General features: G+C 45.8%; 14 protein-coding genes. 2 read left to right on the forward strand and 12 right to left on the reverse strand.

The annotated features are described in order from the left end of the window. Positions 1–20 precede the first annotated feature (20 nt). Together H8B17_RS15600 and H8B17_RS15605 are read right to left on the reverse strand one after the other, a co-directional pair. The gene (locus H8B17_RS15600; RefSeq protein WP_317171049.1) at positions 21–2,855 is read right to left on the reverse strand and encodes a TonB-dependent receptor; all 2,835 of its coding nucleotides are present in this window, start codon (positions 2,853–2,855) and stop codon (positions 21–23) included. A gap of 372 nt (positions 2,856–3,227) precedes the next feature. Continuing rightward, positions 3,228–4,307, reverse strand: a complete 1,080-nt coding sequence (locus H8B17_RS15605) for a hypothetical protein (RefSeq protein WP_190310145.1) — start codon at positions 4,305–4,307, stop codon at positions 3,228–3,230. A gap of 91 nt (positions 4,308–4,398) precedes the next feature. Here H8B17_RS15605 and H8B17_RS15610 point away from each other — a divergent pair, with 91 nt between their 5' ends. Then, positions 4,399–6,807 carry a TonB-dependent receptor gene (locus H8B17_RS15610; protein ID WP_190310146.1) on the forward strand — a complete coding sequence of 803 codons (2,409 nt, stop codon included), beginning with the start codon at positions 4,399–4,401 and terminating at the stop codon, positions 6,805–6,807. A 128-nt stretch (positions 6,808–6,935) separates the two neighbouring features. Here the strand turns inward: H8B17_RS15610 and H8B17_RS15615 are convergent, their stop codons facing one another. Further along, complete coding sequence (locus H8B17_RS15615; RefSeq protein WP_190310147.1) at positions 6,936–7,811, reverse strand: NmrA family NAD(P)-binding protein; 876 nt, start codon at positions 7,809–7,811, stop codon at positions 6,936–6,938. A 120-nt stretch (positions 7,812–7,931) separates the two neighbouring features. Between H8B17_RS15615 and H8B17_RS15620 the strand changes: the two genes are divergently transcribed. Continuing rightward, positions 7,932–8,273, forward strand: coding sequence for a winged helix-turn-helix transcriptional regulator (locus H8B17_RS15620; protein ID WP_190310148.1), 342 nt, complete (start codon positions 7,932–7,934; stop codon positions 8,271–8,273). Between the two features lie 40 nt (positions 8,274–8,313). Here the strand turns inward: H8B17_RS15620 and H8B17_RS15625 are convergent, their stop codons facing one another. The 9 genes from H8B17_RS15625 to H8B17_RS15665 form a co-directional block, all read right to left on the reverse strand. Beyond that, the gene (locus tag H8B17_RS15625; RefSeq protein ID WP_190310149.1) at positions 8,314–8,886 is read right to left on the reverse strand and encodes an NAD(P)H-dependent oxidoreductase; all 573 of its coding nucleotides are present in this window, start codon (positions 8,884–8,886) and stop codon (positions 8,314–8,316) included. A 65-nt stretch (positions 8,887–8,951) separates the two neighbouring features. Next, positions 8,952–9,773 carry a helix-turn-helix domain-containing protein gene (locus H8B17_RS15630; RefSeq protein WP_190310150.1) on the reverse strand — a complete coding sequence of 274 codons (822 nt, stop codon included), beginning with the start codon at positions 9,771–9,773 and terminating at the stop codon, positions 8,952–8,954. A 41-nt stretch (positions 9,774–9,814) separates the two neighbouring features. Beyond that, the gene (locus H8B17_RS15635; protein WP_317171050.1) at positions 9,815–10,633 is read right to left on the reverse strand and encodes a M90 family metallopeptidase; all 819 of its coding nucleotides are present in this window, start codon (positions 10,631–10,633) and stop codon (positions 9,815–9,817) included. 147 nt (positions 10,634–10,780) lie between these two features. Further along, a complete protein-coding gene (locus H8B17_RS15640) occupies positions 10,781–11,920 on the reverse strand; it encodes a glycoside hydrolase family 88/105 protein (protein WP_190310151.1) in 1,140 nt (379 codons plus the stop codon). 83 nt (positions 11,921–12,003) lie between these two features. Then, complete coding sequence (locus tag H8B17_RS15645) at positions 12,004–13,299, reverse strand: discoidin domain-containing protein (protein WP_190310152.1); 1,296 nt, start codon at positions 13,297–13,299, stop codon at positions 12,004–12,006. Between the two features lie 28 nt (positions 13,300–13,327). Then, the gene (locus tag H8B17_RS15650; protein WP_190310153.1) at positions 13,328–14,923 is read right to left on the reverse strand and encodes a glycoside hydrolase family 76 protein; all 1,596 of its coding nucleotides are present in this window, start codon (positions 14,921–14,923) and stop codon (positions 13,328–13,330) included. Between the two features lie 37 nt (positions 14,924–14,960). After that, the gene (locus H8B17_RS15655) at positions 14,961–16,748 is read right to left on the reverse strand and encodes a RagB/SusD family nutrient uptake outer membrane protein (RefSeq protein WP_190310154.1); all 1,788 of its coding nucleotides are present in this window, start codon (positions 16,746–16,748) and stop codon (positions 14,961–14,963) included. An 11-nt stretch (positions 16,749–16,759) separates the two neighbouring features. Further along, the gene (locus tag H8B17_RS15660) at positions 16,760–19,897 is read right to left on the reverse strand and encodes a SusC/RagA family TonB-linked outer membrane protein (RefSeq protein WP_190310155.1); all 3,138 of its coding nucleotides are present in this window, start codon (positions 19,895–19,897) and stop codon (positions 16,760–16,762) included. A 151-nt stretch (positions 19,898–20,048) separates the two neighbouring features. Further along, positions 20,049–22,010: a glycoside hydrolase family 97 protein gene (locus H8B17_RS15665; RefSeq protein ID WP_190310156.1), complete on the reverse strand. Its 1,962-nt coding sequence runs from the start codon at positions 22,008–22,010 to the stop codon at positions 20,049–20,051. Positions 22,011–22,100: the final 90 nt, after the last annotated feature.

The raw sequence follows: 22,100 nt of genomic DNA on the forward strand, positions 1-22,100 counted from the left end.
TCTTACTACTATATCTCCATTTATCGAATGACATAGCCAATTCCCGCACGGGCGGAATAACCGAAGTACGCAATACGCGAAACGTAATCAGATGTACCTTGATAGCGTATACTTGGTTCATTCAGCAAGTTGATCCATTCGGTAAATAACCGGAAGTTTTTCCAGCTATAGGAGGCATTCATATCCAGCTGTGTCCGATGCCGCTGTATAATATCTCCTGCGGCGTCGCTGGCGATCGAATTCGCGTAGGAACCATTATAGTTCACCGAACCACGAATCGTAAACCGCTTGTAATCGAATGCCAGCATGGTATTGAACGTATGTGCCGCCTGTCCCGGTAAACGTATATCCGACCGGTCCTGGGTATACGCATTAGAGCTGGCGAACGTATAATTTGCATTGACGGAAAGGCCTTTGGCTATACCGGGAAGGAAATCGAGCGAACGCGACAGGTTGACCTCCGCACCAGCCACCGTTGCCTGCTTACCATTCTGCACTTGCCGAAATTCGAATCCTTGTGTTTCGGGGTATCCCGGAAATGGCTCCGGCAGGGAGTTAATGATACTGGTAAACTGGAACCGGTCCATATTTTTGTAGAACACGCCGACCGATAATAGACCGGTATTTGGAAAATAACGTTCAAACATAGCGTCCACGTTCCATGCCGTGGACGGCTGCAGGCCTGGATTTCCCAACTGTAGGCGCAGTGCATCCACATCGTAATTGACATAAGGTACCACATCCACAAAATTTGGCCGTGCGTAATTACGCAGTACAGAAAAGCGCAGGTTCGACCATTCGTCCAGCCCATACTTTAGGTGCAGATGCGGCAGAAAGAAAACATAGTCTCTGCCTCCCGATATGGGCGAGGACTCCACAACCGTTCCGGTACGGAACACATCAAATGCATCGTACCGGACACTATTCGACTCCAGGCGTAATCCAGCGAGCACCATGAGTTTATCCATTTGCCAACGCCCCATCGCATATCCTGCGTAGATATCTTCATAGGCATCATAGGTGTCATTCAGAGACAACCGTTCGGCATCCCAAGCATCACTTCCCTGCGTCAATAGGTATCTATTGTCGTGTATATAACCGGTGAACTTCTCCTCGTTGATAAGCGGGCCGAAACGATAATCACGGAACAGAAAATTTGCAGGTTCTTTATTTCCTATTACACGTGTAAAGGCTTCATTTAGATTCAACACCTCGTTTGGATCCCAGAACGCCAGCACCTGATTGTTGCGCAATTTGCTATTCGACTGCGTGCGGTATTTCCCACCCACCTTTACGCTTAGCGGAAAGCCCCATAACCAAGTCTGCTTCGTCAGGTCTGCACGCAAAACAAGATTGTCCGCGGTTGTATTTTCAGCATCTTCCTCGTAACGTCTAAAGTCATTATACAATAGCGGGTTATAGAGGTCCAACTGCGGCTGGGTCGCTTCAAAGACGGGATACGCACTATAGATATCATTTTCGCCCGCCACACGCAGGTCGATATCGTCATAGGAAAAATCACCCCGGGTTGACGCAAATTCCCGGGAGGAACGCGTATAGGATCCAGCCCAATCGAGCTGCCACGACCGTATGGTATGATAACCTTGTACACTGAAGTTGTGGTTGGTTTTATCCTCGTCCCAAAGGTTGATATCTCTACGCACGCGTGCACCTGCCGCTTCATTGAAGGAGATCCATTCCGTGCCACTCCGGTCGAAATCGTAACGCTGACGGTTTTGTACATCGTGGTCGATCCGCTGGTTGAACATATAGTTAAATACAAGGTGGTTAAAACCGTTCGGTTTATAATCGAAAGTGGCCGTCACCCCCGTACGTTTCCGCTCATTTTCGGTCTTCCGAAAGCCATAATTTTGAGGAAGGTTCCAAGTTCCCTCCTGGCCAAGGATTTCCGTCTCACGCCACACCGCATCCAAGCGGTCTTCCGAATTGTTGGAACTAAAGTAAGAACCGCTCAGCATGACGCCGATCTTCCCTTCGGGAACTTTATCTGTCGCTAAAAAGCGTCTATCGACACGTAATTTCCCGATGCCGTTAAGCCCGCCGGAAATATCGTTATATCCCATCGCGCCTTCAGCCTTACCGGTCCATCTCAATTTATTTGCCGTGGGTGTCCGCAGGTTGACAATCCCGCCCACGGCATCGCCGTCCAGATCAGGCGTAGGTGCTTTAATAATCTCAATGGATGCCAGCTGATCTGCCGGAATTAGGTCAAGCGCTTCGTTCCGCGAACCACTTTGCTGCACGCTGGGCAGTTGTTCACCATTGATCTGCACCGTCGTAAAATGTGCAGGCGTTCCTCTCAGGGAAATCGTAGCCCCTTCACCTTTATCGCGCTGGATGTTGATCCCTGGAACCCGCTGTAATGCCTCGGCCACATTCAAATCCGGGAAACGGCCGATCACATCGGCGGAAATAATATTCTTGATATTATCTGCATTTCGTTGCTGGTTCAAGGCTTTTTGTTGTCCTTCTAGGTTTGCCGAAACCAATACCTCGTCTATGGTGTTAGCCATCGGTTGTAGACTTATACGGATACCATTTGCTATCCGTTCAGGCGTCAAGACCACACGCTCTTCCTGATATCCCATGTAAGAGATTTTCAGTCTGATTGTTCTACCCTGAACTCGCCCAAAAACAAATTGACCGTTTAAATCTGTTGTAACTTCCAACGGCGTAGATTCGATCTGAACAGAGGCTCCCGGTAATGGGTTTCCTGTCCCCGCATCAACAACGAAGCCACGGACACGGAAATCCTGCTGCGCGTGTAACGATGCGGGCAAAAACAGTAATAGGCAGTAATGTAAAATTAAGTTAATGAGGGTGGATTTCTTCACGTTTTTTGTCCTCCTTTACAGTATAAGTTGGGTACAAAAGTATACAGGGGCTCGTGAAATGACGCGGAAAATCGTTACATAAATAGGGTAAAAATGTTACTTCGGTATAATTTAATATCCTGTTGATATTACATTAATACGCTCTTAACACAGCAATATCACTGCGAGGCTGGACGGTTAATATAATTCGTAATCAGTATCAAAAAAAAGTTTCCATTACTAATGGAAGCTTTTATCCATTTGTAATGAACACTATCAAACAAACAATATGGTTATAGAAGAAACTCAAAAACACATCCGCAGAACGATATCCCATAAAATCCAAAAAAAACTCCCGAGGCAGACGCCCCGGGAGCTTCAGCGCAAAATCGGTTAACTCATCCCCAACGTAAGGGTTGTCACAAAGACCAATCCCGTCGAGCTTATGGCCTCCACATATACTTTGTAAGAACCCGCTGTTAAGCTTTCCGACGGTTTAACCCGGACTTTCCCAGAAGATTCCTCCACCTCGAAGATGTTGCTAGCGTTGTCAAAGGAGGCCCCGTCTTTCTCGACCGTCTTTAAACGAAACGTCGATTTATATTTCTCTGGATAAAACACGGGAGCAGCTGATAGATACCCGTTGCTCAACCCAATGTGCACGGTACTATAATCGATCGTGATATCCAGATCCGGATAATACTGTCCAAAAAGATATTTAATCTCCGGTATAAAAATCATACGAAAAGGCGTACTTGCCACCACAAATCCATCTTTGACTAAGGAAGGCTGGCTATTGACAACCGTCTCTTCCTCCCCTTTACCTTCCGAGACGCTGGGGTCAAATACTACTTTCCCCTCACGAACCTCTACAAATTCTGTAGCGGGCAAGTGCCAATCTGCACCCTTTTTTACTTCTTCCGCAGCCGACAAAGAAAAAGTGCTTGCCTCTTCACCGTGCAAACCATAGGCAAATGCCATTCCAGCATCTTGCTCCGTCCCTTCGATAGCAACATTAGCAGGATCGATCGTTACATGTAAATAGCCTAATCCGGCATCCTGCCGTGCGCTTGTGGATAAGTTGATCGTCCAGATAAACTGCGACGGCAGCACCTCTCCAGACGTTACGGAAGAGGCTCCCGTTGGGTATAAAAGTCGACTATCGACAAAAATAACCCCCTCTTCCACATCGTAGCGAACCGCTTTTATTAATTTTTGCTCTAGCGTACTCCCGTCAGCAAAAACATAATCCTCTGTTTCTTCAACGGAAAAATCGACCTGAACATTGTCGTCATGACCATACCCTTCCGGAAGCGGAACACGTAGCTGCTCGCCATAGGTCATCGAGCTGTTCTCCGGAAACGAAACTGTTTCAGGCTTACGCGGATCAAAATTGTCTTTTTGGCAAGCCGCTAATAAAACAAAGCACACGGATAATCCAATCCATGCTTTTCTACTGTTATTCACATTCATCGTTCTCTAATTACTTTGCGGCAAAGTAAAGGCATTTTTTTATAAAAAGCAATATTGTTGCTTTTATATTTTATACCTACTTTTGCCCGCCATGAACAGCGGTAATACATCCAACTCTATCAAAAAAAGCCTAACCGGCATTCTCTCCTTCATATTTTTATCGACGAGCTGTATGGCGCAATTGGATACCGTATTTCGCATCGATTCCGTTGTAGTAGAAGCTCCCGTCAATACATGGTGGAATCGAACTGTGCTCAACAAGCACGACCTGACCCAGCGAAACGCTACCTCTTTCGGTGAACTACTCAGTAGCACCACCGGGGTCCAAAACAGTTACCATGGCCCACACGCCGGTGCGCCTATGATCCGCAGCATGTCAGGCAACCGGGTAAAGATTCTCCGAAACAACAACAGCATCTCCGATCTCTCGGGCATCAGCCCCAATTTCGCCATCAGTTTCGACCCAGACAACATCGCCGACATACAGATCTATAAATCGCAATCTAGCGTGCTTTATGGTGGTCGAGCTATCGGCGGAGCGATCAATATCATGGATAATAGCATACCCAAAGATGTACCGGCGAAACCGATCACCGGATCCGTCAAGACAGCATGGCAAAGCAATGCAGGACACCGCCTGGCTTTCGATCTGGACGGCAAAACAGGCAAGCAATCACTCTGGCATATCGATGGGATGTGGCGCCGAAATGGCGATATCCGGATACCAGGCCACCCAAAAATAGACTGGGCGTATAGCCATACCATCGACGATTTGCAAGCATCGATGGCTCAAGTCTTTGTTGACAAAGAGACTCGACAAAATATAACCCTCTACCCCTACCTCAGCCAGTACACCCTCGATAACATTGACAATCCCGATCTCGGCCTGTCGGAGAGCGAACTATATACTTTTAGACCCCATTCGGTTATCGGTGGCTACCAAGTATCCAATCCGGCCAACCCCCACTATGTCCCCGATCAGGATCCCGGCACACCCCTGTTTACCACCATTATCCACGGGATACATGACTACGCTCCGGTACAGGAAGGGTATATCCCTAACAGCCATGCCGACCATAAAGCCATTAACATAGGTTACGCATGGCGTACGCCGCATGTTCACATAGGTATAGGTTATCGCAGCAACGAAGGCTATTTTGGTATTCCGGGATTCGCACAAATCAGAAAGCGTAGCCATTCACACAGCCATGGAGACGAGCATCAACACACTGCGCAGGATTTCGAGTATTCACCGATCAACACCCGCTCACTGTCCAACCATTTTGTAAGTGACCTCACGGTGGAAGTAAACTCTTCTTGGCTGTCAAGCTTACAAAACAGCTACAGTTTACAGCTTTCCGATGACCGGGAGCTTTTGGGTATCTATCAAATGAACAAGTTCAACAGCCGGCAGCACAGCAACCGGCTCGAATTGCATCATACGCACTACCCCTTCTGGAAAGGTATATCCGGGCTGGACCTTTCCTCCAGAAAGATCACCGGCACCGGTATTATGCGCTACATGCCGCACACCCTCAGCCAAGAATGGGCTGCTTTTACCCAACAACAATTGACCGTAAAGACCATAAGCCTTCGTGCAGGATACCGTGTCGAGCACGCGGATCGGCAAGCGCTGCCAGATGCAAACTATCAGCGCAGTCGGGGCTTATCGGGTGGCAACCTTGCTCCCAGAGATTTCAAACTCCAACAATACAACACCGAACTGATCTGGAAACCTTTTCCTTTTCTGCGGATGATGGGGAGCTATCAGCATGACGAGCGCGCACCCGAAGTAAATGAACTCTATGCCGGCAACAACCACTTTGCCATTATGATCGAAGAAAACGGTGACGACCGACTACCAGCCGAAATCAACGATGGGATTGAATTTGGCTTGGAAATCACCGAGATACGTGGCTGGAGTCTCCGATCAACCTACTATCATAATACATTCAAAAATTATCTCTATCTGGCCCATACCGGCATCTCCCGGTCAGGCGGTTTCCTTGTCAAAGAATGGCGCTCGGCAGATACGGAAATTTCAGGCTGGGAAGTCGAACTCCAACAACAGACGACCCTTCCCAGCGGGATGCGGCTACTTCATCAAGGATATTTCGATCTCGTGAAAAACCGGAACACTTCCAGCGACCCGTTACGTCAATGGGCTGAAGGCGATTTCATGCCCAATATGCCTACCAGCCGTTTTGGTCTCTCTTCCGAACTACAGGCCAAACGCTGGTCGCTGTACATCGCTGCCGATCATTATCTAAAGCAAAAATTGCTGGGGAAAAACATCAACCCCGAACCACCGATGCCAGCGTTCACGCCACTGCATGCAAAAATAAGTCATCGGTTGCCCTGGGCAAAATACCAGCTAGAAGCGTATATCCAAGGAAGCAACCTCCTCGATAGTGAAGCGCGCCCACAGCAATCGATATTAAAATACCTATCCCCGCTGCCGGGGAGAAATATAAGTGTGGGCATCCAAATGGGTATTTGAATTATTTACTTTGGTACTTCCGTTGCTTATCGGTTTTCAGTAACAGACTACCCTATCCCCGAGGAATTTCAAGCTGCACTGAGCGAAGACAAAGCCCTACATGGGGCATTCTATTCGCTAACTATTTTTTATGCAATGGAATCATCTAATAATTCAGCAGCACTTTTCGGTTCACGGCCTAAGATTTCTGCCAATAGACCACTGCCGTTATCTAATTTGCCCGTTCTAGAAGCTTGAAACAGGGTTAGGGTAAATCTGGCGACATGCTCCGGAAGTCCCTTTGCAATCTGTTTTTTCACCCACGTTTCATCATCCAATACGATTCGTTTTACCCTCTTTCCAGTAAGATCAGACGCATATCGCGCAAAGTCTTCTAATGTCACAGCTTTTGCAGGTGCCAAATTTACGAAGCCTTCGTAATCGATTTCACTCACCATTATCTTAGCTATTGCTTCGCCAGCATCTGCACGGTCAACCCACGGGATGGGACCATCCTCGGGCATTTCAATAATACCAGTTTCCCGCCAAGAGCCGAGCAAGGCGTTCATATCGCCATAAAATCCATGACGTAACGACGTCCATTTTACTCCAGAATTAGCGAGGTACTCTTCTGTTGCTTGATGAATTTTCATAGGTGGATAATGCGTATCTGCTGCACAACCTTGTGCACTAGTGTATAGGATACGTTTGGCCCCTGCCTCCACAGCTGCTTGGATGGCTCGTTTGTGTTGAGCCAGTACATCTCCACCGATGTCGTTGGATGACACCAATAAAATCTGGTCCCCATTTTCGAAAGAACGGCGAAGTGCGTTTGGGTCGTCATAACTTCCATATCTTACGCTGATCCCACGGTCTGCATAATGTTTTGCTTTTTCTATATTACGTGCGCTCACTGCAAGCTGCTCGGCAGGTATAATTTTTAACAAGTTCGCCATCGTTGCACCATTTAGCACACCGGTTGCACCCGTTATGATGGCTTTTTTTCGGTCATTTTCTTGATTCATCACGATTGTTTTTGATCCACAAAATACGAATGACACAAATTTAACTATATTTGATTACCTTATGTAATCAGTTACTTCAAGGTAAGTGGTTACATTTAAGTAATTAGCGGACGCGTAAGCATGAAAAAATTAGAGCATAAAAACTGTATGTTGTCTATTTTACCTGTACGAGACACATTAGATGTGATCGGTGGAAAATGGAAAATCTTGATATTGATATCCATTATGGAAGGCAACCATCACTTTCGTGAAATAGAGCGGAGCATACCAAACTTGAGCACCAAAGTGTTATCTGATCAATTGAAAGATTTGGAAACAAATCAGCTAATTAGCCGAAGCGTTTCAAATGGTTTCCCAGTTAGGACAGCGTATACCCTAACGGAACACGGAAAGACTTTACAGAAGCTGATTTTAGAAATGCATAACTGGGGAGTTCTCCATAGAAAAAAGATCATTCAGTAGCTTCCGTCAGCATCAATAACACCAAGAGCTCCTAGGGTTGCTACTTCATCTTTGAAGTGATTTGTTCTGTCCAATGTTTAATCGTTTTGACATCGACTCTATCTGCTTTATCGAAGAAAAAATGTTGTTTTACCGCTAAACCACAATAGGTGTAAATACCTTTGTCCGACGTAAGCGAAAGTGCTTTATCCATTCCCATATCGCTGTATTCGGCGTGTGATTTTCCGTGCGTATTGATAATGATGGCTTGTTTGCCCTCAAGCAGGCCTTTCTGAACGCCTTGCTCATACCGATAAGCAAAACCATAGCTGAAAACCCGATCAACGTAACCTTTCAGTATAGCCGGCAGCCCTGTCCACCAGATTGGATGTATAAATGTTATACAATCGGCCCAGGCAATGTAATTCTGTTCCGTTTTTACATCTTCGTCAACCTTTCCCACGCGCTGTCCTGCTATATCTTGCGATGAAAGTACAGGATTAAAATCCAGCTGGTATAAATCCCGAACCTTTACTTCGTTTCCGTTATTCGTAAGATGCTCTACAACCACTTGTTTTAAATATCCATTCAAACTTTGTTGATCTGGATGCGCGTAAATAATTAAGTGTTTCATTTTCTGTTATTTTATATCACAAAAATAACACGTCGCACGTTGCCAAAATTGTAAGAAAACGAAAATTAGATTATAGGATTACATATGTCTTGCTGGATTTTCAGGTACTTTGTTGGGCTGAGGCTAAGATAATGTTTAAAGTCTTTGATCAGGTGACTTTGATCGTGGTAACCACAATAATTGACGATGGTAAACCAATCTTCTTTTGTCATCTTTGAAGGCATGTTCTCTATGTATTCAACCGCTCTTAAAAACCGCTGGTATCGGTTAATTTCTTTCGCAGAATATCCAAAGTGCTTTTTATGTATGATTTGGATATTGCGCTCCGTTTGATTGTTGTTGCTGGCAATTGCTTTGACCGGGTTTAATGATTGTTCCTTAAAATCTGCCAATTGTTTTGCAATCGCGTCTTGTTCTCGTAGATAGGGCGTACAAAAATGAAGCATATAGCTTACCTGTTGGTGTACATCATCCATTTTGCTAAGTTCATACCACCATGCCGTGAAGCAATTTTCATCCACCAGTTCATCCGGATTTATTCGTAAATTTTTAGCATAAGCGCTGCTACCGAAGAACCGATAAAACGCATCATCTTTAAAGTTGGCGACTAAAATTGTCGATTGCGGCGGCATCGAATAATCAAAAGCCCTTCTAATTGTTCCCAATACAAGACACTTGTCAACCTCTACTTGCCTATTATTTGTGGATTTAAGCAGTGCTTTTTTTCCAAAACTAAAAATCAACATCGTTTGATAAGAAGGCAGTAGCGTTTTCGTTATCGTCTCTTTGGTTCGATTTTGGGCAAAATAAAAATGAGAAAATACATTTTCATAGCCTGTCGGAACAGCTATTCGGAAATCTTCATATGTCTCACCGTGTTGCGTCATTGTACCTCCCAGCAAAGTTCGTCAATATCCGCGAAATTCCGTTATGGCAATTCGGATACACCATAGATTTGGTCCAACATATGGTATAACTTCGGATGATCCTCTTTTAGCAAGGCAGGCTTTTTGAAGAAATACTCGGATACAACGGCAAAAAATTCCGCTTCATTGGTACCTGCGTATGCTCGAATATCGGATTCGCCCGATCGGATCTCGCTTATGGTTTTATGCATCTCTTTGATCCAAGGCTCGATCAACGACTTAGGGATAAGATATTCCGGAATACCATCCACCTCGCCATCGGCCTTGTCGATGAGGTGTACAAACTCGTGAATGGCGGTATTGCCAGCAGACATATTCAAAAAACCATTTCTTAACGCCTGCTGTGATAGGATCATCTTACTGCTGAGGGCACCTGAACCAACCATCCCAGCGACATTTCTCTGTTCGCTGGCTGTACTGAAACGCTCATCAAAATAATCAGGATACACCAGTACTTCGGTGAGGTTCCGATACACCCATAATTTGAAATGAAAAAGCGGAATGGTGGCACTCGCCGCAATGAGTACTTTATCCTCGTCGGTAACCACAGCGCCTTTTTCTGCCGATATCTTGGTATGCTCCAAAAAGTAGCGTACTCGTTTCAAGAAAGTCTGCTGTTCATCCGGTGGTAGATGACGATAAAACCGAACCTGCTTCTCGAGGATTTCTCTCATCATCTCGTCCGTGAAGGTAGCAGGTACGACAATTTTCTTCGTGCCTCCATACCTAAAAATGTACACAATAAGCACAATGGCAAAAAGCACGAGGCCGGCGACAATGAAATAAGAAGAGTTATTCATGGAACTTGCTATATTTCCCACAAAGTACATTTTTTTTGCCGATCCGGCCGAAGTGCGTATGCTTTTTATGTTACAATAAAGGACGGTGTCCGATTCTAACTTCATATCTTCCAACGCCGGGAATTGGTATGAGTCTTTGTTAAAAAATCGTTCGCCCGTCCAGTCGTCCTATTGCTTTTCCTCCGGCAGCAGTGCACTTGCGCACCACAGCAGCGCCGCCTGTCCATGAAAATCACCGACCAACCTTCTACGATTAAGATAATGTTCCTTTGTAGAGCCGATATTCGTGCCGATACAAACATCTCTTAGATCGCCATTGTCGTTAATATACGGCATGAGCGCCAGCCAAGCCTTGCGCACCACAGGTACATATTCATGCCTGTCAAGCCAACCTTCTTTTACACCAGCAATCATAGCATACGTAAACATAGCCGATCCCGAGGTTTCTGTCCACGATTCCGTCGGTTCATCAACGAGTTGCCCCCAAAGCCCTTCTTTATTGGTATTTAATTTTAAGGTGTGCATCATCCGTTGATAACTCGTCAAAATCCGCGAATAGTATTCACTATCTTTAGGTAAATTCCTAAGTAATTCGGTCATACCTGCAGCCATCCAGCCGTTGCCTCTTCCCCAAAAAAATGGTGCCTGTTGGGCATGGTAAAATAGACCGTTCGGTTTTTGGATAGAATCCAAGTATACCGTCATTTCATAGGCCGCACGATCGATGTACTTCCTATCCTTTGTTGCAAGGTATGCATGGCTTTGAATTGCAGTGATCATATACATATCGTCTATCCAGAATCTGGTCTGCCAGCTGAGTCCCCTGTCCAAAAATGCGGCGTGTTTAATACTATCGCTTGCAGACGATTTGGGAAGCTGCCACTGCCGATCAGCGAAATCGATTCCAATATGGTAATAAAGCGGATTATCGGTTAGCATATAAAGTCGCAATGGAATAACACCAAAAACCGTATTATCAACGTGATTGGGCTTCTGCATCAGTTCCTTTCTCTTTCCCAAAAGTGGAAAGAACCGTTTTTCCAGATCCATCAGCAACGCTGTATTATTCGTTTTTTCACTGAACACCAGCGCTCCTAACCAGGTGCAGGTTTCTGGATATACAATGTAAGGTGGGTCGCCGGGAATCTCGTCAAAATGTCTGTAGTCGCTGGCCAAATAATTTTTTACAAGCTTCTCGCCTATCAACACGGGGTCTGCATAACCGGGTAGATCGCCCACCACGCCGTTTTGTGCATAAGTCTGTATACTCAAAAACAGTATACATATTTTTAGAATTGTCTTTTTCATACTATTTATTCGCTACATGTTAAAGCCATCGGCAAAAAATGCCAATGGCTTATATAACTCATTATTTTAACAAGCTGTCAATATTATTCACTTGCGCCGTATACCCGTATTCGATTAATACTTGCGTTATCACCTCTATTGCTTTCAGTTACTGTAATACGAATATAACGAACTTTTTGCTTGCCAAATGATACAAAACGCTTATCATCCGATGACGGTGCAGAACCCCAATTTAGTTCCCCTACTGATGTAAAGCTACCGCCATTTTGGCTCACTTCGATGAATCCTTTGCGCAGATCCGTATTTGTTGATCTCCTGTTAACCATGATTTCGGTAATCATTTGTTCTGCTTTCATATCCACCAGGATCCAGTGTGGTAGCTTTTCTGAGCCACCCTCCCATTTGCTGTGCCAGAAAGGTGAAGCTCCATCAACCAAGATTGCTCCCGGTGTGCCCTGTGATTGATTGAAAGAAGATGCAGTAACGGTCCATCCCGTGTAACTAAGTTCCGCTTCGATGAAGAAGTTCACGGTAGACTGTACTGGATTGGCATCTTTGGATGAAATAGTAATCTCCACCTCACCCCGGCCTTTTGCCGTGACGACACCCTCCTCGTCTACCGTCGCAATATCTGGGCGGTTACTTTCATAACGGAGTTCGACCCCGGCTGCGATAGCTGGTAATATGGTTAGTTCTCTTCTTAATTGATACGTACCTCCCATTGGTATGATGTTTAACTGATTAGTAGGTGTTACAATCTCGGATACCGTCAGATCCAGCACTTTTACTTTAACGGTCGTGTGAATCTCTGGATTATGTACTGCCCGAACGGTTAAATTAGCCTCACCATTTAAACGATGCCCCAACGCCCTGCCAGCTTCATTTATCGTAAATACACTGGCGTCATCTGTGTGAAATGTTACCAATGGCGTGCTATTTTCGGGTAGTAAATTGATCATCACCTTCTGTTCCAGGTCATACCCTACGATAAGATAGCCGTCTACCATTCCGTCTACTTCAATAGTTTCAATGGATGGTCTTTCGATCGTAATTGTCCGCTGATCACTTAACCTACTACCGTCCTGGGTCTTCACGATCAAATCTGCTTCGCCCATTTTCTTAGGAGAGATTAATCCTTTTGCCGACACGGTAAATATTTCCTCATCGCTCGATTTGTAGGTAATCCCACCTCTTTCCGCATTTCCAGGAGCCACTGCAGCTTCTACTTGAAACGTCTCGTTCAATGGGATACTTAAGCCGTCGTTGTCGATATTCTGGATCAGGATATCGTTTACTTTTATTTCATCCTCCTTGGAGCAACTCCAAAAGATGCATAGTAGCGTTATTACGGCCACATTTTTTTTGATCAGATGTATCATAATTTGGTATAGTTATTCAACAATTTTATCATTTTTTTGCTTCAAAATCTCCAAGCCTCGCCAGCATCTCGACGCAGGCACCCTGATACAGGATTCCCGATTCCGGTCGCGGAGCGGTGGCTTTAAAATCATTGTTTAGTAAATTTGTCTGCGCATCCCTTACTGGAGACATCCAGGCATGTTGCATTATTTTTCGGTAAGCCTGTACGTACTTTTCATCCTTGTCTACGCGGCACAATTCGATGTAACCCCTCAACAGAATTGCATTGAACCACACATTGTTATCCGTCCACATCACGATTTCTTCACCAAGTGCACTGGAATGGTAAGGTTTGAACCAACGTTTGTAAGCTGCTTCGGCCGTTTCGCGGGCATCCGTCAGGTATTGGCTGTCGCCCGTAATCTCATATAACAATACAGCGGCCTGTACAGGCTGCCCTGCGTTGTAGGTGAATTTCGTTTTGTCTGTGATTACCGCTGATCCCGGATTGTTCGGATCGGACAGCTTGATGTTGTCCCAATACAACTTATCTTCCGGATCTCGAAGCCGATCTTTCACCCAATGGTAGAATTCCTTTGCACGATCGAGGTATACCTGCTCGTTGGTTGCCTGATAGAGCTTTGCTCCCAGAACTGCCGCAGGTGCGGTCGAACAGGTATTTTTTCCTTTGTCGCCTTCCTTCCAGTGCACCCCTCCGCCCATCAAATCGTTGGTTCCCGACAACACAAAATTCCAGACGAGTTTTGCACGCTCGAGGTATTTAGTATCCTCGGTAAGCATGTACAGATCGACCATATCTAATCCGATCCACACATTATCGTCGTAGAATCGCTCATCGCCGCCACCGGGAAATACAGCATATCCCTCAGGGCCGCCCTGTCTTTGATTTCTAAATTTATCAATCGATGTGAGCAGCCTATTGTCGTACAGCGTCGCATATTTCGCCTTGAGCGCCGGGTCGTGCTCGCCCATTACTTTCAGTGCCGTATATCCCGAAAATGCCGCTCCCTGACCCCACACCGTAGTGGCTCCGTCCCAGTATGTATTTCGCCGTGGATAGTATTCGCCCCAGATATCCAGTGGCATGCCGTCCAGAAAATGCGTAATCAACGCATCCATCATCTGATCCGCAGCCGTCATCAGCATATCCTCCTGTTGGCCCTGGGTTACTTCGAGTTTTAAGGTAAACGGCTGCGTTGCGACGTCGCCATTGATGCCTGTACTCGCATGCACGGTCCATTTGATATCGACCGGGTTGCCTACCGTAGCGCCCACCGCCCTTGCCAGCGAGTCCAACGTCATACGAGGTACGGTTAGTACAGTCGCGGATCCCAGTTTATCGGGTCTGCGGCTCATGATTGGCTGCGAAAAATCGCCCGAAGCCTTATCAAATACAACGGTATAAAAGGCTAATGTGCCATTCGAGACGGTGGCTTCAGACCACTTGAATTGAAGCCCATCACCGTTCTCGGCGAGTGTTACCGTACTCCCGTTTATCGGGGCACGCAAATCTACCCCCTGTACCCGGCCTTCTCCGAGTCCACCTTTTTCTTTTTTCTCGCAGGCCATAAAACATACTGCGGATGCCATGGCGAGCGTATATATAACTATTATATTTTTCATTATAGTTGCGTTCTTTATCTGCTATAGTCTTATGTGATTACCACCCTGGATTTTCAACGAGATTTCTATTTTTATTCAGTTCGTCCTGTACAATATTCCACAGGTATTGCTTGTCTTTCCACTGACGGGTTTCAAAAACAGTACGCTGATGGAATCCGGCAGATGTTGTCGCTTCGATATTCATTCCATAAAAATCGCCACCATCGGTTTGAGCAGCTATCTTCCAGCGGTGTGTATCAAAGTACCGTAAATTTTCGAAGCACAGTTCAACACGGCGCTCTTGCTGTATGGCCCGTCGCATGGCATCCCTATCCCCCGGTACCGGCACCATTCCATCTTCTGAACCGTACTGTGGGATTCCCGCTCTCTCGCGGATCATGTTCAAGTATTTTACAATGTCCGGATGTTCTGAATCATATTCGTTCAAAGCCTCTACATAATTCAGGTAAACTTCAGCCAATCTGAGCTGTACTTCCAAACGCCCCTGGATACGATCGGGCTCCAGTGTCGAACTCGGATGCACCAGTTTACGGGCGCCGTATCCTGTCCTGGAATAATTACGACCGTTATACAGACCGCTATTTCCGCCACTATACATCTGTATGGTTACGGGCTGGTTGTTACTTCCCCTGTCGTTATTTATCCACTTGCTGAGGTTAAAGGTAATGGCCACGTAAAAGCGCGGTTCGCGTCCCACATACATATTCGAGGTGCCAGGTGCGTAATATCTCGTATCCTGCGCCGTTGTGCCCGTCTCGCTGTATCCCGAAGCTGGATCCGTTATCGGTCGTCCGTTGGACATAAAAAAGGCATCTACGAGTTGCTGCGTTGGTCCGAAGGCCGACCATCCACCCACATTTCGCGGCGAGCCCATTTTGTCGGGTCCGAAATTATCCGATACACGGGCCATGATTACTTCCGAATTCCAATCCGTCAGATGCACGTTCTTTAGGGATTCATAAGGCATAATGGCACCGCCTGCATCCCGTTCCATATAAAGACTGTACTGACCGAAATCGATCATATCTTTAGCAGCATCAGCTGCCAGTTTCCACTTATTGGCATCATACTGCTGGTTTACCAGTACCGTACCATCCAGGTTTTTAAAGTCTGCATAATCGGTATTTCCATTAAATAGCGGGCTGGCAGCGTATAATAATACACGCGATTTAAAAGCCAATGCCATTCCGCGGTTTATTCGGCCCCATTCCCGTGTGTTTACCGGGGTCATTGGCAAGTCAGGGATAGCCGTATTAATCTCGCTGACGACATACTCGACGCATTCATCGTACGTATTTCGCGGGAGGCTGATTTCCTCAATGGTTGCATCGGGTGCAAGCAATTCTTCTGGCATAAGGATCACCGGACCGTACTGCATCATTAGATTGGCGTAAAAATAAGCACGGAGGAAGCGGGCTTCGGCCTTCCATTTCGTCTTTTCAGCGTCTGGAACCTCTGGATTTAAGTCTACATTCTGAATAAAAAATGTAGCCGAGCGAATGCCCTGATAATAATGGCCCCACCGATTGAAGGCGCTGGTATTACGATCCCAGTTTCCAATATTCAGCTGGAAGGGTGCCATATCGTTGTAAGTCACATCAATGTCGTCCGACAAGCTTTCGAAACTGTTGTCAAAGCGCCAGTCCATCTGTGTGCGAATCCGGTTGTATATATTCGCTAAATATTGCTCGGTTGTCGTTCGGCGTTTAAAAATATCCCCAATCTGCAGGCGGTCATCGGGCACCTGATCAAAGAAATCCTTATCGCATGAACTGCTTATCAGTATCAACAACAGCCCTATATATGTTTTTATTTTTGTGTTCATAATTAGCAGAATTAAAAAGTGATGTTCAGACCTAAGCTATACGTCTTAATATTTGGATATCGATCGCCTGCGCCATTACCCAACTCCGGATCAAACATTTTAAACGGACTAAATGTCAGCAAGTTGTATCCGATAAAGTATATGCGTGCGTTCTCCACGCCCCAGCCTCTAAAAGAGTCCTTCGGTATCGTATAGCCAAAGTCCAGCGTCTTCATCCGTAAAAAGCGACCATTTTGAATCCAGTGGCTGCTTGAGGCCGTGTAGTTCTGGTTAATATCACCATAAGAAAGACGGGGATAGAATGCATCCTGCCGTTGGTTGTCTTCTGTCCAGCGGTCGTGAATATTGTTAAATAAACTTCCACGAGCAGATCCAGCACGGAAAGGCATGAAAGTGGTCGAAAGGGAAAATTCAACACGATCTACCCCTTGAAAGAATGCGCCTAAGGAGAATCCCTTGTAGGCTGCCGTAAACCCAAAGCCATATAACATTTGGGGTACATGATCCAGTCCGATGGCGGTCTGATCATTCGCATCAATTACGCCATCGCCATTAAGATCCCTGAATTTTAAGTCGCCCGCCTGTATGATGCCTGCGGTACGTGCAACCGTCGGATCCTCAATCTCTTCCTGCGTATAGAAACCATCCGCAATGTAGCCAAAGCGCTGAAAAAGACGATGTCCACGTTTTTCCATCCATGGATACGGTTTAGCGGGTTCGTCGTTTTCGATAAGCTTGTTCGAGTTGTACGTAAATGTACCTCGGAAGGTAGCGCCCCACTCGCCCCATTGCTTACTGAAGTTGGCGGTGATGTCTATACCTTTGTTTTCTGCGATTCCCAGGTTACCCAGCGGGTTCGAACGTAAACCTACGGAGGCCGGGACTGATGCGCGGGTCAGGAAAATATTTTCCCTACGACGCTTGAACACATCCACCATCACTTCCAACGCATTATCAAAGGTTTTAAGTTCAAGACCAATATTGGTATTCTTCTCCGTTTCCCAAGTTACTGTCGAGGCATAATCGCCAATATCTAATCCGCCAATGTTATTGTCTCTGTTTTGGCCGTAACTGTATCCACCCGTATTGGCTACCGTGGCAATATAGGCAAATCGCCTTCCACTGATATCACCACTACCCACGATACCATACGATGCCCTAATCTTCAACAACTGAATCACCTGATCCATATTACCCCAGAACTTTTCGTTCGAAGGCACCCATCCCACCGCATACGATGGAAAAATACCATACCTGGTTTCGGGCGCAAAATTTTCCGATCCGTTATATCCGAAGCTTACTTCCGCGAGGTATTTATCCTGATAAGCATAACTGCCCCTACCCACAATCCCACGGCTACGGTATGGAATTGATCCAATCAGATCGCCAGCTGTGGCACTGATCCGGTCTGATTGGTTGTACAAAAATAATCCGTTGACCGAGTGCCCCCCAAAGTCGCGGCTATAATTGATAGCCGATTCCAGGTAAAATTGTCTTCGTCCGCCGTTATCACGACTAAAATCAAGGTAATCTTTACCGGATCCACCATCTGTCCGTTCATAGACGAGTTCACCATTCTCATCGCGCGTCTGCGCATAGTACGTATAAGGTATTTTGGATCGATTTAATCGATTTGTATTCTGTGCATCAAAAGAATATAGGACACGAGCCGAAAGTCCTTCCGTCACAAAATCCAGTTTCTGTTTGACATGGATGTCCGACATCATTTGATTCTCATAAGTCGTCACGTATCCGCGATTGGTCAATAATCCATACGGGTTGCTCAAACCACCACCGGTAGATACAAAAGGTTCTGAACCATCCGGGTATTTTACCGGATATAAGATCGGATATAAGTTAAAGACCGATGAGAAGATGGTATTTGTCCCTGTACCTGGATAATTTCCGTTCGATATCCAGCCTTTTATCCCCAGATCAACCGTGGTCGTTTTGGTTGCATGTACGGTTAAAGCCGAAGTAAAGTTATACCGTTTAAAAGCAATCTCTGAATTATACTGCGATAAGCCGTCGGTTTTAAACAGGCCTTTTTCATCGTAGTAGCCTGCCGATACATAATAGTTCATGCGCGGTGCACCGCCCCGGATACTGAGGTTGGCCTTGCGGTTGTTCCCAAAACGGTTAAATATTTCCTTAAACCAGTCTACATCCGGGTAGAGCATCGGATCCTCCTGGGAAAGTGTTTTGCGTATACGGTCTTCCGAGTAGATCGGCGAATTGCCTCTCGTCACGTTAGCCTCGTTGGCCATCTGCATATAGGTCACGCCATCGACCATATCGGGCACACGCGTAAATTCGGTTATACCCTGATAATAATCTACTTCTATCCGCGGTTTATCCAGCGCCAGTCCCTTCTTTGTGGTAATCAATATTACCCCATTAGCACCGCGTACACCATATACCGATGTTGAAGAAGCGTCCTTTAGAATATTAAATGATTCAATATCGTTGGGATCAATGTTACTAAAGCTCCGTTCTACCCCATCAACCAATACAAGCGGACTGGAGTTATTCAAGGTATTGAACCCCCTGATCCATAACTGGGCACCATCCAGACCAGGCTCGGCACTACGCTGCATCCCAACCACACCAGATACCCGCCCGGCGAGCACCGTACTGATGTTGGCAACAGGTTGTTTCAGCTCGGTTACATTTAGGTTTGATTGGGCACCTAAGGTCTGTATTTTTTTCTGTGTACCATACCCCACGACCACTACCTCTTCCAGGTCGTCAGAAGCCTCTTCAAGCTGTACGTCAATGCGCGTCTTATTTTGCAGCGGCTGTTCGACTTCCTTAAATCCCACAAAAGTAAATCGAACGGCTTTAGCCTCTTCGGGAATACGAAAGTCATATTCGCCGTTTCTATCCGTTTGTGTCGATATGGAAAAATCGGCGATGGAAACCGTAACACCTACCAGAGGTGTACCATCTGGGCCTGTCACCTTACCTGACAGGGTACGTTGTTGCGCCGGAATCCCTATAATATCGCCTTTTGCAGCTGATAAGGGAGAAGTTCCAGCCACGGTCGGACTCAGGTTTATAGCCGACAGCAGTAACATCGCACATAGAGGCGTACTGACCTGCATACCCCGTTTGATGCTTCGAATTTTGGTAAATTCCTTTTTCTTCATTGCTTATAGTTTATTCGTTAATTGGTAATTATTCTCCTGTATGTAACAGGTTTACATCGAACAGCACTAACTTGCTGATCATAAATAGCGTTATCATAATTTTCTTTGTGATTACATATTTTTAGTTTTATAGGGTTATAATTTGTTTAATCTACTCGGTTAAGGGTTCTATAACGGCAGCAAAGCCACCGCTTTTAGCCAGCTTTATTTCGATCGATGAATGGGCAGTCACCTCAGCCACTTCTTTTCTATAATCCATTGCCTGTTCAACTGCATTAATCCCGTCTTTGAAGCTGGTCATCTTATATGTTTTCCCAGCAGTCAGGAAAGTAAGTTTTTGTTGAAAATTACGCCAGTCCTCTTCACTGTTTGTCATGCCACCGATATACCACTTCTCCCCTTTACGCTTTGCGACGATAACATATTCGCCTACTTTCGCATTCAATGCAATCGTCTCGTCCCAAGTTGTAGGTACATTGGTGATGAAATCCGTACATTCCTCGTTACGATAATACTGCGTAGGATTATCAGCTAGCATTTGTATCCCGCTTTCGAAAATTACAAACAGGCTCATTTGATATGCGCGGGTGCCGATGCTTGCCGAGTTCGGCCGCTCACTTCTATATACATTGGGCTGCATACTGATCATGGCGCCTGGCGTATAATCCATTGGGCCGACCGCATTACGAATGAAAGGCAAGTACACACTATTGTCGGGATAACAGCCTCCCATTTGCTCCATACCACGCACCCCTTCGTAAGAGATGACATTGGGGTATTTATATTCCAGTCCCGCAGGCTTAAAGGAGCCGTGGAAATCTACCAGCAGGTTGTGTTTGGCCGCTTCTTTCGCGATACGCTCGTAATAGTTAACCATCCATTGATCGCTCCGGTCCATAAAATCGATTTTTACGCCCTTCACACCCCATGAAGCAAAGTGTTCAAACAGGCCCAGGTTCTTCTCAACGGTCAACCAAGTTAACCACAGAAATACACCCACATTTCTTTCCTTACCATATTTGATGATCTCATGTACATCTACATCTGGATTCGGCGTATAGGGATCTCTTGTGCTTTTCGCCCATCCTTCGTCCATGATAATGTACTGCATACCAAATTTATGCGCGAAATCGATAAAATATTTATACGTATCCAAATTATAACCCGATACGAAGTCCACATCCGGCCCGTAAGGTTTTGCGCCGTTCCACCATTCCCAGCTAGCCTGGCCCGGTTTAATCCATGAAGCGTCAGCAAGTGCATTTTTCGTCGCTAACCTATACGTCATGGTGTTGGTAAGTATCTCGGTGTCCTGCTTCGAGACTACAAAGTAACGCCATGGGAAGCTGCGCTGGCCCGTCGTTCTTGCAATGTAATCCGCTTCTGCCAGGATCTTCACGCTACGATCGCCATCCTCGCCGAACCTCACCGGTACTTTAGGAAAAGTCGCGGTGATTCCATTCCCCCCGCTGCCTTTCACAAACATGCAGGGATAATCACGGAGATCTGATTCTGAAACCAATATTTTATACGGCTTCTTTGTGTCGATAAGCATAGGGAGCACGGCCATCTTGCCATTAGGTTTCCATTCCGTGCTATTGATGTGCGTATAGATTTCTTCGTAGGCTGTTTTGAAACCACCTGGTTGCTGTACATGTAATAGATTTTCGGATGTGAAGTTGATATTCATCTCCTCCGATACGACATTGATGCTGTCCCTAATATCGGTCATGATCCGATAAGCAATACCATCGTCGTAAGCGCGGAACTCGACGGCATACTGATCCTTAAAACGAAGTACAAGTTGATTATATACGTTATCAATAGTAGAAAACTTTAACGGAACGATAGGCTTCAATTGCTCTTTGATCTGTTGCTCCTTTTTACCTATTAATTTTGGTCTATCTCCGAGTACCCTATTATCGAGCTCTAGCCGGAGCGAGTTGTCACGCAACAGGGTATCGTTCTTACATAGTACAGAATAATAAATCTTATCCGTCAGTTTAATCTCCGTGGTCATATCACCATTAGGAGAGGTCAGTTTAATCCCTTTCTGCGCGTTTGCGGTCGTCATGGTCGCAACTAGCAGGAATACACTAGCAATCTTCTTCATTAAGTTATTATTTTCTATTTTAAAATGTTTTCGTTCAATGTGTATTCATCGGCTTATCTTTCCTAGCGGTGCGTATCGCTATCGCTCGGA

The organism is Sphingobacterium arenae (genome assembly GCF_014692505.1).
In the GTDB taxonomy this organism is placed as follows: domain Bacteria; phylum Bacteroidota; class Bacteroidia; order Sphingobacteriales; family Sphingobacteriaceae; genus Sphingobacterium; species Sphingobacterium arenae.